Here is a 17,126-nt window from a genome sequence, read left to right on the forward strand (position 1 = left end):
ATAGCTCTCTCCTTATCCGTTCATCCAGTCAGCAGCATCCAAGGCATGATAGGTGATGATGATCTTTGCACCGGCGCGCTTCATGCCCGTCAGCGTCTCCAGAACAATTCGCTGCTCATCAATCCAGCCATTTGCTGCCGCCGCTTTGACCATGGCGTACTCGCCGCTGACATTGTAGACGGCAATGGGGCGATCTGTCACCTCATAGACACGGCGTACCACGTCGAGATAGGCAAGAGCCGGCTTAACCATGATGATGTCAGCGCCCTCTTCCACATCCAGTGCAGTCTCTTTCAGTGCCTCACGGACATTCGACGGGTCCATCTGATACTGCCTGCGGTCGCCGAAAGCGGGCATGCTGTCTGCCGCATCGCGAAAAGGGCCATAGTATCCCGAGGCATACTTTACTGCGTAGCTCATGATGGAGGTGTTCTCAAATTTATTTTCGTCAAGTGCCTCGCGAATGGCGGCGATGCGTCCATCCATCATATCGGACGGCGCAACGATGTCTGCCCCCGCCTTTGCCTGACTTACGGCAACCTTCTGCAGGAGTGCGAGCGTCCTGTCATTATCGACATAGTGTCCCGTGAGATGCCCACAGTGTCCATGCGTCGTATACTGACAGAGACATACATCACCGACAACCAGCAGCTCAGGAACGGCATCCTTGATCGCAGCGATCGCGCGCTGGACAGGACTCTCCATATCCCATGCAGAGCTGCCGTCCTCATCCTTATAAGCAGGAAGGCCGAACACCTCGACGGCGCGAATCCCACGCGCTGCGATCTCGTATGCGAGTGCTGCGACCTGATCCACAGAGTAGTGGAAACACCCCGGCATACTCGGGATCTCTTCTTTGATCTTCTCTCCAGGAACGACAAAGATCGGATAGACAAAATCGCGCACCGACAGCTCTGTCTCACGCACAAGATCGCGCATCCCGGACGAGATGCGCAGACGGCGCGGACGCTGAATCATACTCATTCTATATTCTCCCTTATGCAATCTACCAATCCATCAATCGTATAAGTTCTGGCTGTCATGGCAGACATCAGCGCATAACTCTCTACGGTTTCTGCCGTTACCGGTCCAATGCAGGCAATCTTCGTATGCTGCAGCGGCGTAATATTGCCGAGCATGCGCACGAGATTCTTGACGGTAGAGGAGCTGGTAAATGTAACGTAGTCAAACGCACCGTCCATCATCTGGGCGGCGAGCTCTTCCCCATGTTCTGTCTCGGGTACCGTCTCATAGGCTGCGGCAACATCCACGACCGCCCCATGTGCACCCAAGGACTCAGGAAGAACGTCGCGAGCCTCCTGTGCGCGCGGCAGGAGGATATGGGCACGCGGCGGCAGAATCGGACGGAGCGCATCCACGACTGCCTCTGCGCGGAACTCCTGCGGCACAAGATCTGCCTCGATCCCGTAGGTGCGCAGACGATCCCGTGTCGCCGTACCGATGGCAGCAATTTTAGCATAGCCGAGTGCTCGTGCATCCTTTCCTGCGTGATGAAGCCGTGCAAAGAAATGCTCCACACCGTTGACACTGGTAAAGATCACCCAGTGATAGTCCTGCAGTTTTCCGATGGCAGAATCCAGGCCTGCGTACGAATCGGACGGCGGAACAATGCGAATCACCGGTGCCTCGACGCAGGATGCACCGAGTGCCGTCAGTTTCTCCGTCAATGCCGAGGCCTGAGCACGCGCACGTGTGACAAGAACGCGCTTCCCAAAAAGAGGACGGAACTCTCTGCGGTCGAACCAGCGCAGACGGTCTCGCAGGCGCACCACATCTCCCACAATAAAAATCGCGGGCGGGCGTATCCCATCACGACGTACCATCTCAGCCGCCTCACCGACCGTCGTCACGTACGTCTCCTGATCGGCACGTGTCCCCCATCGAATAAGTGCTGCCGGGGTATCTGCGGGACGCCCATTCTCGATCAAATGCTTCGTGATCTCAGTAAGATTTGCCACGCCCATCAGAAAGATCAGTGTATCCACACCTGTTGCGAGATGCTGCCAGCGGACATGAGACTCGGGTTTCGTCGGATCCTCATGACCCGTAATCACGGCAAAGGAAACCGCCACACCTCGATGTGTTACAGGAATACCGGCATAGGCCGGCACGCTGATCGCAGAGGTGACACCGGGCAGGATCTCAAAGGGTACTCCACGTTCCAGCAAAACGAGAGCCTCTTCCCCGCCGCGGCCAAAGACGAACGGATCTCCGCCCTTCAGACGAACGACCGTCTTTCCCTCCTTCGCCTTGTCTGCGAGCAGGACATTGATCTCCTCCTGCCGCATTGTATGATGGCAGGACTGCTTGCCGACATAGATCCGCTCTGCTGCCTCAGGCACATAGGAGAGAATACTCTCATCGGCAAGATGGTCATAGACAACAACATCCGCCTGTTTCAGGCACTGCATCGCCCCCACGGTCAAAAGGCGCGGATCTCCGGGACCCGCGCCAACAAGAAACACCATTCCGTTCTTCATGCTGTAATTCCAATCTCTTTCAAAATCTCACGTCCGCCGGCATCGAGGAGCTCCTCGGCAAGAGCAGTTCCCAGAGCCTCAGCCTGCTCGCCTGCTCCGTGTGCATCAGAACGGCAGATACGCTGTCCATCGACCGAAGCAATCATAGCATCAATGGAAATCTGACCATTAGCATCGACCTCAGCATAAACCCCGACAGGGATCTGACAGCCGCCCTCAACACGACGCAGGAACGCGCGCTCTGCCTGTGCCGCCGTCGTCATACCCGCATCACGCAGAAACTCAATGGCGGAAAGAATTGCGGCATCCCCAGCACGGCATTCAATGGCAAGAGCTCCCTGCCCAACCGCAGGAAGCATCACAGAGCGCGGCAAAATGGTGCGGATACGACGTTCAAAACCGAGTCGCTTTAGTCCTGCCGCCGCAAGCACAATCGCATCGAACTCCCCTGCGTCGAGCTTGGCAAGACGCGTATTGACATTTCCGCGCAGATCACAGATCGTTAAATCGGGGCGCACGGCGAGAAGCTGTGCGCGGCGGCGCAGACTCGACGTACCCACGCGTGCCCTGACAGGAAGATCCTCCACTGCAGCGTAGTGTGCACTGACAAAGGCATCACCGGGGTCGAGCCGTGTTGTAATCGCACCGATGACCAGTCCGTCGGGAACCTCCGTCGGCATATCCTTCAGACTATGCACGGCAAGATCGACCGCATCATCCAGCATCGCCTGCTCAAGTTCCTTCGTAAAGAGCCCCTTGCCGCCGATTTTAGCGAGCGGTGCATCCAGGATGCGATCTCCCTTCGTCGTCAGCTTACGCAGCTCCACACAGCAGGACGGATGTTCCTTTTTAATGGCCTCCGCCACATAGTTCGCCTGCCACAGAGCCAACTTGCTCGCTCGTGTACCGATAGTGATTGTGCCGCTGTTCACTGGTTCCTGTCTCTCCCATCGCATCTAACTTAAAAAGAGAACGCATTGCTTCGATGTAAAATGCCTCATCCTTGGTTCCCGCAGATGACCGCAGCTTCATCATCGGGATGCGCAGTATCTTTCGCACAATCATGCGGCTCATGTGCTCAACCTGACGGCCTTCCTCTTCCGAGAGATCGGGCAGCTTCGCGCTCACACGCTTGATCTCACGCGCGCGAATGCGCTCACATCGTCCTGAGAGCAGTGCCATAAGCGGCTGAAAGGAAAGATACTTGAAGCGTTCCTGAAGGGCGGCAACTTCCTCCTCCACAATTTTCTGTGCCTTGACCGCCTCCGCCTGCCGTTCTCCCAGGTGCTCATCCACCACTGCCTCGAGTGCGTCAATATTATAGAGCTCAATTCCCTTGATCCCCGCAACATCGGGGTCAACATCACGCGGAACGGCAATATCGATAAAGAAGATTTTGCGTCCCTGACGACGCGTCATGAGGCGGCGCGCCTCCCACGCCTTGATTACATAATGCGGTGCCCCAGTCGATGTAACGACAACATCAACATTTGTCGCATAGTCCATGGCACGATCAAACGGAATGGCCTCTCCGCCGATCCGCTCGGCAAGCCCCCGTGCGCGCTCAATATGACGGTTGGCAACATAGATCGTCTCAATCCCATGCGCACGCAGATGTTCTGCCGTCAATTCCGCCATCTTCCCTGCACCGAAGATCAATGCTCCGCAGCCGCCAAGCCCTCCCAGAGACGCAGCAGCAAGCTCGACAGCAGCATAGCTTACTGACACAGAACGATAAGCGATGCGCGTTTCCGTCCGTACGCGTTTTCCCGTAGCAATAGCACGGTGAAAAAGCAAATTGAGGATCGTCCCGGTCACGCCTGCCTCTCGTGCCAACGCATACGCCCCCTTCACCTGTGAGAGAATCTGCCCCTCACCGAGTACAAGCGAGTCGAGACTCGACGCCACGCGGAAGAGATGCTCAATCGCCGCACCGTCAGTGTACGTATAGAGATATGCATCCAGATCATCGCCGCCCTGCGCCAGATCGCACAGGAACTGCCGCACGGAGCGCTCCCCCTCCGCGAGCTCCTCCACAGCAGCGTAAAGCTCCGTTCGGTTGCAGGTAGACAGAACCACAAGCCCGCTCACTCCGTCGTAATCGCCTAGGTTCTGGAGCCCCGTGCGCAGTTCCTCGCGCGAGAACGAAACCCGCTCACGTACATCAATCGGTGCAGTCCGATGATTGAGCCCCAAAGTCAAGAGCCGCATTCCGTAGTTCAACCTCTGCTTTCTCCATCGCACCATGACGAACCATGGTCAAAATATCAGGGCGCAGTGCCGTATGCCAAAAGCGCGTGCGTGCACTGCTCGATGAGACACTCTCCTGTAGTTCCACCCGCAGGGATGATACACGCTCCAGCCACACTCCGAAGGCGGGCGGATACATCTCCTCCAGTTCCATCCGTATCGCACGCGAGAGCGCCGGACTGCCGCCTGCGGTCGAGACGGACAGCATCAGCTCGCCGCGGCGTATCGAGGCAGGTACCTGAAAAGTAGATGCCGCAGGATCATCAATGACATTGACAGGAATCCCTCTGCGTTTTGCCTCCGACGCCACGGCCGCGTTGACCTCGCGCAGATTCGTCGCCGCATAGGCGAGAAACGCACCTTCGAGCATTCCGTCCGCATAGCATGTCTGCTTCCAGCACAGCCTGCCTGCCGCGGCATGCTCCTGCAGCACAGAAGTGACTTTTGGTGCGATAACACAGATGGATGCCTCCGTCCCAGCAGAGAGAATGCTGCATGCTTTACGCTCTGCCACCCTGCCGCCGCCGACAAGGATAAGAGAACGTCCGCTCAGATCGACATTCAGCGGATACAGCACACAACTCACTCCTCTTCACCGCGCGAATTTTAACTAAAGAAACATGAACCCCATTCATATTCAATATTATACCGCATACAGGAATGAAAAAAAAGAGGAGAAGGCCGAATCTCCTCTCTTTATAGTGATTATCAATGTGGTTATAGCGCATCACCCAGTTGGCGCAGCAGCGGATAGTCCGTCATATCCACGCCCAGTGGAGTCACCGCGATCAGCCCATGCTCCACCGCATAGATATCCGTTCCAATTCCCTTATCCGTATCAGACACCTCGCCTGCTACCTTGTAATGCACACGCCCCTCTTCCATCTCAATACGCTCAAATGCATTCACGTAATCGCGTCCACCCTGGCGGCAGAACACAAATCGCGGCTCATCCCCCGCCAGATCCTTCGGGAAGTTGATGTTCAACAAAAATGGCTGATCTGCAGCAGTAAGAACTTGTTCCATGAATGGTACAAAACAATCTGCCGCATCGGCAAATGAAAGACTGCTGCCATCAAGAAGCGAGAGTGCAAACGATGAAATTCCATGGAAATATCCCTCAAAAGCGGCACCAACCGTTCCCGAGTAGATCACATCCGTACCGAGATTTGACCCGTGGTTGATCCCTGAAAGCACAACATTTGGACGTTCCTCTGCAATCGCATCCAGGTAGAGCTTCGCACAGTCCGTCGGTGTGCCGTCGATCGCCCACGCCGCGACATGACACTCTGCATCGAAATTCTCATCCTCACGCACCTCAATCGCACGCCCGATCGTCAGCGCGTGAGACGTACCACTCTGCTGATGCATAGGAGCTGCAACCGTCACATGATGTGCTCCAGACAGGCGGCGCGCAAGTACATGAATCCCCTCTGCAGCAATCCCGTCGTCATTTGATATCAGGATATTCAAAGGCATCTTCCTCTCATTTGCTTGATACACGAAAGGCAGGTTGGTATGCCAACCTGCCTAAAACCGCATATGCGGGCAACATTCATGGTGACCCACCACGGAATCGAACCGTGAACCTACTGATTAAGAGTCAGTTGCTCTGCCAGTTGAGCTAGTGAGTCGTCTGCACCTTGCGGTGCATAGTTATTATAGAGGAACAATACATGCCTGTCAATCCCCTTCGCGTGTTTTCCATAATCACGCGTACAAAAAAGGATCTCCGAAGAGATCCTTTTTTATTCCTTCACGGAGAAAAGATTACTTCAGTGCATCAGCGAGCTGTGCATTGACAGCACGTGCAGCTTCGACACTCTCCTCGAACTTCACCTTCTCCTCGCCCTCGAGCTTGACATCGACAACTTTCTCAAAGCCGCCCTTGCCGAGGACAATAGGAACACCGACGCAGAGTTCCTTCTCGCCATACTCGCCTTCGAGGTAGACGCAGCAAGGAATAACCTTCTTCGAATCGAGCGCAATCGCCTCAACCAGCGTTGCAGCAGATGCGCCCGGCGCATACCACGCAGACGTACCAAGAAGCCCCGTCAGCGTTGCGCCGCCGACCTTCGTCTTCTGGACAACATCAGCAAGGACATCCTTCGAGAGGAGCTGCGTGACAGGAATGCCGCGGAGCGTTGCAATGCTGACGAGCGGAACCATCGTCTTGTCATTGTGTCCGCCAATGACCATACCGTCCACATCGGTCGGGGTTGCAGGATGCCCTGCCTTGTTGAGTGCCTCAGAGAGATAATAACGGAAACGGCTGCTGTCGAGCATACCGCCCATGCCGATGATGCGGTTGCGCGGAAGTCCCGTGGACTTGAGTGCAAGATAGGTCATCGCATCCATCGGGTTGGAGATGATGATGAAGATCGCATTCGGGGAATGCTTCAGCGCCTGCTCCACAACACTCTTGACGATCTTTGCATTGACGCCGACAAGCTCCTCACGCGTCATGCCCGGCTTACGCGGAAGACCGGAGGTAACGACGATAACATCGGAATTTGCCGTCGCAGCGTAGTCATTCGTAACACCCTTGACCGTCGTGTCAAAGCCGAGCGCATGCGAGCACTGCATCATGTCCATTGCCTTGCCCTCGGAGACACCCTCTTTGATGTCGATAAGGACAACCTCACTCGCAAACTTCTTGAGCGCAACGACGTTTGCTACGGTAGCACCTACGTTACCTGCACCAACAACAGTTACCTTCATACGTATTTCCTCCTTAGTAAAGCTCTTGTGCTGCTTGTTTCACAATAAACAACACAATTAAAACAAGGTATACCAATAGATCTGAACTATGAAATCATTATAACATCTCCATTCAGAAAAATCAATTACTTTTCCGTACTCAATGTCACAGTTATGGAAAATAAATACAAAATTCTATTGTTGGATAATACTTTCTTCATTTTTGGAAGAATTTGGTCATAAATCACGGCGACGGACCGATCATGATAACAGGGACGCTCATATATACAAAGTTTTTTCAAAGAACTTCCGTGGCTTTTATTGCTCACGCAAAAATTGAAACCAAGGATCATTCCAAAATGATTCCATTACATCATGAGGATTGACGTCATCTTCATCATCGTAAATGTAATCAGGTTCATGTTCATCCCAGAAATTCGGATCAAAACCTTCATCCTCTAATATCCGAAAAGCCATTTTAAATGCTTGTATGAAGTTTGCTCTTGACGATTGACAACTATAACATTCTCCTGGCGTATCATCAGCGTTTTCCTGTATGACCATTACATTCAATATATCATTCGCTTCAGTTGTTTCGATCTTTATGTTCGTACAGCTACCTTCTTCGTCAATGTTAAGCTCCTCAGAGGAATTGCCCGATTCCAGACGTTTTAGCAAATTCAATAATCCATCAAATGGCGAAAATAAGTAAGATAAGTTAGCGACACATCTTGTTCCTTCCAAACTCATATACATCTTGATCCAACCATATTTTTGGGGCTCAAATGCCACTTGAAAATTTTTGTATATATCCAAGCCTTGTTTTTCAAAAATCAATAGCTTATCTACTTCTCGGAAATATTGCTGTTTATCAAAAACAAATTTTCCTAATTCGGCGTAGTCCCATTTTTCTCGATGGTACATATTAAAACCATACCATGTAACCGTCTTTATCCCAACATCTACTGCTACATCAAGCGGCCAACAGTCAACGACTCCGCAGCCGCATCCAAAAATAGATACGCTGTCAAATTCCAAATAGTCATTATGCAAGGATTCATATAGTCCTTTTGGGGTTATTGTGGCATGACCTGCTATGCCTGGATTACCTTCAGCCTCAGCAAAAGGACGTTCTACGTCACGGACTTTATCACGAAAATTCTCGCCATTAATATATATTTCCACAGTTAGTGTGGGAAATTTATCCGGTCCGTAGCAGTAACTTGTTAAACGAAATTCAATAAGATCTTTCTCTGCCGAATTCATGCAGACACCTCCCACCAGTCAGTTTGCCATAGCTTATTCCTCGATTTCCTCTAACCGACCCCAATTTGTCATTGCTGCACTCCTCCCTGCATTGCTATACTCTCACCCAATTTTGACACAAGGCAGTAGTTTTTTCAATTCCAAGTGAAAAAAGTATCCTATAAGGAAAAGTTGCACTTGACTTGACAATTCGCTCCCCTAATTTTTCAGTTTCAATCCACGCGCCCCGTGCGGGGCGCGACAGGGAGTTCCCTAGGCGTTTCCGGTCGAATGGGGGGTTCAATCCACGCGCCCCATGCGGGGCGCGACCCCCGAAGAGCGCATGTTTTCTAGTATGGAGATGTTTCAATCCACGCGCCCCATGCGGGGCGCGACAATATCGCCGACCGAAAGCCCTGCCTTCCACGTGTTTCAATCCACGCGCCCCATGCGGGGCACGACCTTGCCGGCATGCGACACCGCCGAACACAGAGCGTTTCAATCCACGCGCCCCATGCGGGGCGCGACCTCCGGTGCGATCACCGGCGTTGATGGATATAGGTTTCAATCCACGCGCCCCATGCGGGGCGCGACTAAACGCCCCGGCAGTATCTATGCGGGACGGATGTTTCAATCCACGCGTCCCATGCGGGGCGCGACAATATCGCCGACCGAAAGCCCTGCCTTCCACGTGTTTCAATCCACGCGCCCCATGCGGGGCGCGACGCGTATCTTGCAATAGGGAGGTGATAGCATGACTGTTTCAATCCACGCGCCCCATGCGGGGCGCGACGAAAGTCCCGTAAACGTCTGCACCTCCTTAAAGAGTTTCAATCCACGCGCCCCGTGTGGGGCGCGACATTCCTTGATGGACGATGCGGGATTATCGACAAGTTTCAATCCACGCGCCCCGTGTGGGGCGCGACTGCCGGCGGCGATGGTGCTGCGGACGTGATTCATGTTTCAATCCACGCGCCCCGTGTGGGGCGCGACCCGAACGAGTCCGTAAACGGTGCCTGTGTCATTGGTTTCAATCCACGCGCCCCGTGTGGGGCGCGACCATGGTCGACATGCAGAGCCGCATCGTGGCACTTGTTTCAATCCACGCGCCCCGTGTGGGGCGCGACAGTCCTTTTCTTGCTTCTTTCCAACGTCGTATTGGTTTCAATCCACGCGCCCCGTGTGGGGCGCGACTGCATACAGCGTGCACCCAGTGATCGTAATAACGGTTTCAATCCACGCGCCCCGTGTGGGGCGCGACCTCCATTCTGTATTTGGAACAGGCGGTTAAAGAGTTTCAATCCACGCGCCCCGTGTGGGGCGCGACATTCCTTGATGGACGATGCGGGATTATCGACAAGTTTCAATCCACGCGCCCCGTGTGGGGCGCGACCGCGTTCTCGTAACAAACGATTTAAGTTATCAGTGTTTCAATCCACGCGCCCCGTGTGGGGCGCGACTTAAAAAATTCTGTACCTTGAGGCAGACAGCCGTGTTTCAATCCACGCGCCCCATGCGGGGCGCGACCCTTCTCGGCAAGATGCGGGCGAGCTTTAACTTGTTTCAATCCACGCGCCCCATGCGGGGCGCGACGGTCGAGGATACGATCCCCGTCGTGCTGGATGCGTTTCAATCCACGCGCCCCATGCGGGGCGCGACCCATCCGGTTTAGACGAATCTGCCCTGCACCTTTGTTTCAATCCACGCGCCCCATGCGGGGCGCGACTGCTGAGTGGATTTTTCCCAAGATCGTCGCGAAGTTTCAATCCACGCGCCCCATGCGGGGCGCGACCCTTTAACTTGCCCGTATAACGGGGCAGGCGGTGTTTCAATCCACGCGCCCCATGCGGGGCGCGACGCGTCCATGATCTTGTGTGAATCCATTTCGCTTTGTTTCAATCCACGCGCCCCATGCGGGGCGCGACCCGAACTCATGCGGTCGATCATCTGCATAATCGGTTTCAATCCACGCGCCCCATGCGGGGCGCGACCTCGGGCGTATTCCATTCCTCCTCGATACGGATGTTTCAATCCACGCGCCCCATGCGGGGCGCGACCCGCGTTTGTGTCGCAGGCAATCGCCGTGCTCGTGTTTCAATCCACGCGCCCCATGCGGGGCGCGACAAAGCTGCGCGGAGGCTTTTTGTCTACGGTCATGGTTTCAATCCACGCGCCCCATGCGGGGCGCGACTGCTGCCCGAGAGTGCCCCTGATGGCTACACCGTGTTTCAATCCACGCGCCCCATGCGGGGCGCGACAACCAGCCCTTTAACTTTGTGTCTTATTTCGGGGTTTCAATCCACGCGCCCCATGCGGGGCGCGACAACCAGCCCTTTAACTTTGTGTCTTATTTCGGGGTTTCAATCCACGCGCCCCATGCGGGGCGCGACCCCGTTGCTTGCTGAGTGGCAAGTCCATACAGTGTTTCAATCCACGCGCCCCATGCGGGGCGCGACAACGGTATAAGGAGTGGCTCAAGAAGGCAAAAAAGTTTCAATCCACGCGCCCCATGCGGGGCGCGACAGCGGTTTGCCCGTGGATTTGAGATGTATCTTTCGGTTTCAATCCACGCGCCCCATGCGGGGCGCGACTATGTCCCGAAAACGGATTTGACGAGCTCTACACGTTTCAATCCACGCGCCCCATGCGGGGCGCGACAACTTTCTGCACTGAAAGGAGGTGAGGGAAAATGTTTCAATCCACGCGCCCCATGCGGGGCGCGACGGCAACTGGAGTCACGACTTCCCCCTTTTGCCACGTATTTATGGGCATTCCCCTCCACAAATACGATTTTCTCGGCACCTAAGTCCCACGCCCCTCCTGCGGCATGATTCTCGCACCTATATTTTTACATTCTGTTTTCTGTTCACTTCACCTTCGCACTCAGTAATGAATGCTCAGATGATGATGACCGCCTCCAAGTCATAGGACTCTTTAACACCATAATGCGTTACTTTCGGTCCTTTATCCTTTCCAAGGTAGTAAAATCGCAGGCTGTCTTCCTGCAGGTCAATGATATCCAACAGCGCAAGTTCCAATTGCTTACATTGGGTTGGATCCACCTTACACTCAAAGACAGAGTTCTGCACGCGCTGCCCATAGGCTCTGCATTTTCGTGCGACCTGGCGCAGCCTCCTGCGCCCATCGGCGTCAACTGTACTAATATCATAGGTGATCAAAACATACATAGCAAGTACCTACTTCCACAAAAATGGCGGGTAGGCATCAAGATCCCCACGCAGATGGCGTGCAAGCAGCATTGCCTGCACATGAGGAACAAGCCCCCATTTGATTTTTTCCTCCAAAAAAGGATGTGTCATCATCCCCTCTTTGTGAGCATGCCATGCCTCCAGAATCTTTTTACGCCCATCATCGGTCAGATATACGGCGCCGCCCTCTTCTAGGCGAAAATCCTTGCCGCTGATCTTCTTGGTATTGACCATGGAAAATGCCGTACGATCCGCCATTGGGCGCAGTTCCTCCATGAGATCAAGTGCGAGTGACTGTCTGCCCGGGCGATCACGATGCAGAAAGCCGACATAGGAGTCCAATCCCCCCCCTTCAAGTGCCGCCCCTACATCATTCATGAGGAGGGCATAGAGGAAAGATAAGAGACAGTTCATATTGTCGAGCGGTGGTCTGCGGTTACGCTCAGTAAAAAAGAACTCTCCTTTTTGTTTGAGTATCATATCATCAAACACAGAGAAATAGCTGACGGCAGCCTTACCCTCGACGCCGCGGAGTTCCTCCAAATCAGATGCACACGTTGCCTCATGACAGGATGTCTGGAGGAAGTCACTGACACTCTGAAATTCCTCCTCATCAATTCGCATGGCATAGTCTCTGCGCGTCCGCTCGATTATCCAGCGCGCATTATAGATCTTGCCAAGGATGAAGTTCTTCGCAAGTGCAAGACTGGCAGTCTCATCATCTGCACGACGATACTGCTCCCTGCGCAGGAGGACATTGCCGTTCATCTTACCGATAACGCGCGCCTGAAATCTTCCCTCCGGACTCATAAAGGTCAGTGCAATATTCTCCTCAGCGCATTTCCGCATGAGAGCGGGGCTCGCTCCCGTGTAGCCAAAGGTTGTAATCTGCTCAAAGTTATGAAGCGGAAAACGAGCTAGTTCCTTCTCCTCCCGAACGACCACGACATTGCCGCCGTCCAACGCCAAGTACGCCTCATCCTGATTGACAAAAAGTGTGTTCAAAAGAGGCTTCATCCCTCTGCCAGCCTCCTCTCAAGATAATGTTTGGCAGATCCGAGCCGATTCAATTTCGGCATACAGATATTGTTGAGAGAGCAGTTCTTGCAGCCTTTTCGGCGCTTCACGCGCGGGGTATGTCCACTCCGGATATACTGCCGCATTTCCTGCACCAGAACCGGGATCCGCGCTTTCAGTTCGTCCGAAAATATGAACTTAACCCGACGGCGAATCTCCCCATAATACAAATAGCCGAAGGGAATATCTGTCATGAGCATATCCTCGAGGCAGAGTGCCTGCAGGGTCAGTTGGAGTACATCCTCCGCCCCCTCCTTGGGCCTTCCTCTCTTATACTCTATTGGGACGACGCGATAACTGCCCTGATAGGAGGGAATACTTACTCCTGTAGGATCCGCCTGGAATTCGACAACATCGCAGGCCCCGGAAATTCCAATCCGAGGGGATGCTACGCGCATTCCACGTACAATGATCTTATTGCCGCGCTTCTCCTTGATGTTCTCATCGTGCGCCCTTTCGTGCAGGGCATTCCCCTCGACGGTCAGAATATTTTCCTGCCAATGCTGCTCGAGATGAATCAGCCCCCATTGACGAGGACAAAAGACATAGTGCTGAATCTCCGAGAGCATGATATACTCTTCCTCAGCATACCCCATATCAATCGACCAAGCTTCCCTCAACATATTTCTCAATGTGAATGCCGTCAATAGCGTAGAGCGCACTATCGTCAATGATGTAGTCATCCAAATGTGATGGTGTCTCTACTCCATCCTTTTTCTGTGCCGAAACGCTGCGGTGGATCTTCGCACTCGGTGCGCAGCCGGTTTTATTGGCATGCTCAATCCAATAGAAACGGCTCATCTCCATGCTTCCCTCAGGGCGGGCGGACGATGCATCATTCTCGAAAATTGTACAGAGAGCCTCCTTGATCTTTTCGGCATCCCCCTCGCTGAACCCCGTCTTTTCCGCCAGCTGGACGTTAATACTGCCCTGGAATTTATACACGCCAAAGTCTACGCGATACTTCATGCCCATCGTATCCGAGCCTTTCTTATCGCCTGGCTCATTGTTGACACTCTTCGTGATCTGTATACCCGTGATGGTGACAGGATCGAGGCTGACTGCCGTATGGAGAGTTACGGGGCCCCGCACGCCGACGGATACGCCATCAGTATCTGTTGATTCAGATTCCTCTTCTTTGTTTTTTCTCTTATCCTGCTTTTTTAACGCAAAAACCTGACCAAAAGTTCGAACATCTATCCATGCTCTGCATACTTCTCTTTCAAATTCCAGCCGCATTTCTCTTTTGTTTTCCACACCTTGACCTTTTCCTTTGCCCTTATTCATCTGCGCCAATATCAATCCAACTTTTGGATGTTTTTCTACACGAGAACGAATACTATCACAGCCATCGTCAGAACGTTCATCTGCCTGGATAAGAATTCTCTCTCCTGCATCCTGCAGGCGATTCCGTATTTTACGCTTAATGCATACATCGGACATTTCCCCATAGCCATCGTAGTCTGTACGAGGCTGATTCCCATTCAACGGATCTCCATTCGGATTCGAGTGATCCACAATGATAAATCCAATAAAATCAATTTTCTTTTCCAAAGTAGCCATCATTTATTCTCCTCTCTCATTGCATCCTTCTTATTCTCTTCTCGCTCTTTTCTCAACGCATGACGTTGGCAGGATAATCCCAAAAGGAATTCAACCTCTAACGGTGCATTCGAGCAAAAGTCCCCATCATCAAACATAGAGATAATTTCATCGATAAGCGCTATTTCTTTTCCTCCATACTTTTCCCGTTTTGCCTGATAAGGAAGAAGCTTTTTTTGTATGGTTTCCCATGTCGAAACCGGCCGCGAGGAAAAGATATTCATATAACGCATTGCGTTGGTGATACGACTCCCCTTTTCCTCTGCAGTGAATGTTTCACGCTCCATCTGATCGGCAACAGCCAACAGCCTGCCAAACAGATATGATCGATTCGTCTTTCTCTCATTCAATGCCACAGTATATACCTCCTTTTTACGATTCAACCGATTGCAGATAATAGAGCAAGCAGGTTCTAAAATCAGATGCTCCCATTTTTCCAATGGATCACATATTGCCCTTTTTACCACTCGGCTAAACGCCATTCGCTCCATATCTGCAGGCAATGGAACGCCTTGGACAATAGAGAAGAATATTCTATGAAGTTCCATCTTCATCTGCTTATCACTGATGTTATCACCACGATATGCATAAACCAGCTTTCGTGGACTAGGAACTCCAAAGTAAGATGGATACCAACCTGGATTTTTCTTGTCCCTTGTATCTTGATTTCGCTGATACCACTGACCAGCTGTATGCCATTTTTCGATTCGTTCGATAAAGTCCTCGCCCGCCATCTCGCCGTAATAGCAGATAGAAAGCCGCCCCTTATCAGTCACTGCGTCTAGGATTATGACATTAACCTGACTCGTCTTTGCACGCCGAAAATCATGCCGATAGCCATCCAACGCTTTATGCAGATTCTGAGCCCACATTTTCAGAGTATCCGGCTGCGCCGCCTCCATAGGTCTGCGCTTGTGTATCAATCCCTCCGTATCATCAAAGACCGAAGGAATCGACACGGAGTTTCTACCCCATGCAAGGAACACACGCCCATCAACGTTTTTTCCTTGATTCTCAACAAGCCATCGCAATGCATTCATAGACTTTTGAACGGTTTCTTCTCCAATTGAAAGACATTCCTTTCCTAAAACAAACCGTCCACGAAAAGTAAAATTGTCTTCATCATTGGAAGAAATAAGCCTTGTCCCATCTCCATGCGTTCGAATTCCTCTGGTATCAGGTTTCTCAATAGTTACCATCATCTTGCCTGATCCATAACAAAGAGACTTGGATGCATTCTCATAGAATAAACTACTATATATTTTTTTATAGGAGTCTTGTACCTCTTTGTCTCGCCAAGGATCAATACGCCCCTCTATCCTAAAACGAACGACCGATGATAACTTTGATGTTATTTTTCCTTTTGTCGCAATCTTCCTTTCAAGCAAATCATGAATTAGGTCATGCTGACTGATATATGCATAAACTGCTCGCACAATCAATGGAGAATCTTCTTGCTGCACCCACTTTGTGAGAAGCTTTTTATATGCCCTATAAGACTCCATATCTTTCTTTTTTGGGTTTTCAATAAATTTATGGTAATCTTTAGATACATATGCTATTTTATCAAATAACGGATGCGGCACTGCTTTTGATGTTCTTGGGTATGGCGTACAAGGCATAGGGGTCGCCCGTTCTTCCTTAGGAAGTTCAAATGCATCAATAAATTCTCCGTTTTCTCTCAATACTACTTCGATCCATGCATCATGTATGCTATACCCTATCGGAGATAAAGCAACCTTCATACCCTCAACATCATCCCTGCCGGCAAAGCGCTCGTTCTCATCATAGGTCTGCACCAGCTGTTCCATCCAGCTCATAATCTCCCCCCTTCCAATTCCTCCCATTCATCTGCAGCAAAGGTAACGCTGTTCTTATCGAAGAGCTTGCTCTTCACCTTGCGAATGTCGCGCACAAGACGGCATTCCTCCGGGCGCGGGAAACGAATCACACCGTCTTCCATTACCGGCTGCCAAAGGCGCACCTGTAGCATATTTCCACCCGTTTCATCAACGTAGTTGAATCCGTGGAACATCGTGCCGAGCGGCATCTCACCTGCTTTATCGTAGTATCCGACGCCCTCTCCGTAGTTCACAGGCTCGACATAGCCCTGACACTCGCGCGTGCCGAGGAAGATGTCGCGCCGTCCGCCGCGCTCCACCATCCTCTTTGCGATATTGTGATGCTTATGCTCATCCCTGTCCGCTGCCAGCTCCTTTCGATGCAGATTGAACTCGAAATGCGCACGCACCTGATAGCACACATCACTCAGATATGTATAGATGGAGAGTTCGTTGCGACCACCGCTATACTTCATCGGCTTCACACCACGCGACTGCGTTGTGATTCGATTCATGACACGCACCTCGTCGATCACCCAGTAGAACGTAGGTTTCCAATACAAACTTTCGGTAATCCCCTTCAGTGCCTGATAGGTCGGTATCGAGTAAGAGGATCGCTCGCCACCAATCTTCGTAATCGGATCGGTAAAGAGTGCCATCCTCCCATAGACCTGAAACTCAATCGTATTTCTCATATGTTC

General features: G+C 52.1%; 14 protein-coding genes, 1 tRNA gene and 1 CRISPR repeat array. All 15 genes read right to left on the reverse strand.

Annotated elements, in window-relative coordinates; translation table 11 throughout:
- Positions 1–12: 12 nt before the first annotated feature.
- The 15 genes from hemB to cas5c all read right to left on the reverse strand — a co-directional run bounded on the left by hemB (position 13) and on the right by cas5c (position 17,120).
- Positions 13–984 carry a porphobilinogen synthase gene (gene hemB / locus C1713_RS02605; RefSeq protein ID WP_102492941.1) on the reverse strand — a complete coding sequence of 324 codons (972 nt, stop codon included), beginning with the start codon at positions 982–984 and terminating at the stop codon, positions 13–15.
- The gene (gene cobA / locus C1713_RS02610) at positions 981–2,501 is read right to left on the reverse strand and encodes a uroporphyrinogen-III C-methyltransferase (RefSeq protein ID WP_102492942.1); all 1,521 of its coding nucleotides are present in this window, start codon (positions 2,499–2,501) and stop codon (positions 981–983) included. The genes hemB and cobA overlap by 4 nt, the downstream gene beginning before the upstream one ends.
- Complete coding sequence (gene hemC / locus C1713_RS02615; protein ID WP_102492943.1) at positions 2,498–3,433, reverse strand: hydroxymethylbilane synthase; 936 nt, start codon at positions 3,431–3,433, stop codon at positions 2,498–2,500. The genes cobA and hemC overlap by 4 nt, the downstream gene beginning before the upstream one ends.
- Entirely contained in the window at positions 3,351–4,712 is a 1,362-nt protein-coding gene (gene hemA, locus C1713_RS02620) for a glutamyl-tRNA reductase (RefSeq protein ID WP_050343690.1), read from the reverse strand. The genes hemC and hemA overlap by 83 nt, the downstream gene beginning before the upstream one ends.
- On the reverse strand, positions 4,666–5,328 hold the full coding sequence (locus C1713_RS02625) for a precorrin-2 dehydrogenase/sirohydrochlorin ferrochelatase family protein (RefSeq protein WP_006689389.1): 663 nt from the start codon (positions 5,326–5,328) through the stop codon (positions 4,666–4,668). Before C1713_RS02625 ends, hemA begins: the two co-directional genes overlap by 47 nt.
- A 140-nt stretch (positions 5,329–5,468) precedes the next feature.
- Positions 5,469–6,230, reverse strand: coding sequence for a 5'/3'-nucleotidase SurE (gene surE / locus C1713_RS02630; protein WP_009441984.1), 762 nt, complete (start codon positions 6,228–6,230; stop codon positions 5,469–5,471).
- A gap of 79 nt (positions 6,231–6,309) precedes the next feature.
- Positions 6,310–6,385, reverse strand: a tRNA-Lys gene (locus C1713_RS02635).
- Positions 6,386–6,521: 136 nt separating this feature from the next.
- The gene (locus C1713_RS02640; protein WP_009441983.1) at positions 6,522–7,472 is read right to left on the reverse strand and encodes a malate dehydrogenase; all 951 of its coding nucleotides are present in this window, start codon (positions 7,470–7,472) and stop codon (positions 6,522–6,524) included.
- Positions 7,473–7,769: 297 nt separating this feature from the next.
- Positions 7,770–8,717, reverse strand: a complete 948-nt coding sequence (locus C1713_RS02645; protein WP_102492944.1) for a hypothetical protein — start codon at positions 8,715–8,717, stop codon at positions 7,770–7,772.
- Between the two features lie 209 nt (positions 8,718–8,926).
- A CRISPR array of direct repeats spans positions 8,927–11,420; the repeat unit is 33 nt; unit sequence GTTTCAATCCACGCGCCCCATGCGGGGCGCGAC.
- Between the two features lie 173 nt (positions 11,421–11,593).
- Positions 11,594–11,884, reverse strand: a complete 291-nt coding sequence (cas2, locus tag C1713_RS02650; protein WP_102492945.1) for a CRISPR-associated endonuclease Cas2 — start codon at positions 11,882–11,884, stop codon at positions 11,594–11,596.
- A 9-nt stretch (positions 11,885–11,893) separates the two neighbouring features.
- On the reverse strand, positions 11,894–12,922 hold the full coding sequence (gene cas1c, locus C1713_RS02655) for a type I-C CRISPR-associated endonuclease Cas1c (protein WP_102492946.1): 1,029 nt from the start codon (positions 12,920–12,922) through the stop codon (positions 11,894–11,896).
- Positions 12,919–13,578 (reverse strand): CRISPR-associated protein Cas4, encoded by a 660-nt coding sequence (gene cas4, locus C1713_RS02660; RefSeq protein ID WP_102492947.1) that lies wholly within the window; start codon positions 13,576–13,578, stop codon positions 12,919–12,921. Before cas4 ends, cas1c begins: the two co-directional genes overlap by 4 nt.
- A gap of 1 nt (position 13,579) precedes the next feature.
- Positions 13,580–14,545: a type I-C CRISPR-associated protein Cas7/Csd2 gene (cas7c, locus tag C1713_RS02665; RefSeq protein ID WP_102492948.1), complete on the reverse strand. Its 966-nt coding sequence runs from the start codon at positions 14,543–14,545 to the stop codon at positions 13,580–13,582.
- Positions 14,545–16,404: a type I-C CRISPR-associated protein Cas8c/Csd1 gene (cas8c, locus tag C1713_RS02670; RefSeq protein WP_102492949.1), complete on the reverse strand. Its 1,860-nt coding sequence runs from the start codon at positions 16,402–16,404 to the stop codon at positions 14,545–14,547. Before cas8c ends, cas7c begins: the two co-directional genes overlap by 1 nt.
- Positions 16,401–17,120: a type I-C CRISPR-associated protein Cas5c gene (gene cas5c / locus C1713_RS02675; RefSeq protein WP_102492950.1), complete on the reverse strand. Its 720-nt coding sequence runs from the start codon at positions 17,118–17,120 to the stop codon at positions 16,401–16,403. The genes cas8c and cas5c overlap by 4 nt, the downstream gene beginning before the upstream one ends.
- Between the last annotated feature and the right edge of the window lie 6 nt (positions 17,121–17,126).

This window comes from Centipeda felix, assembly GCF_900186465.1.
GTDB lineage: Bacteria > Bacillota > Negativicutes > Selenomonadales > Selenomonadaceae > Centipeda > Centipeda felix.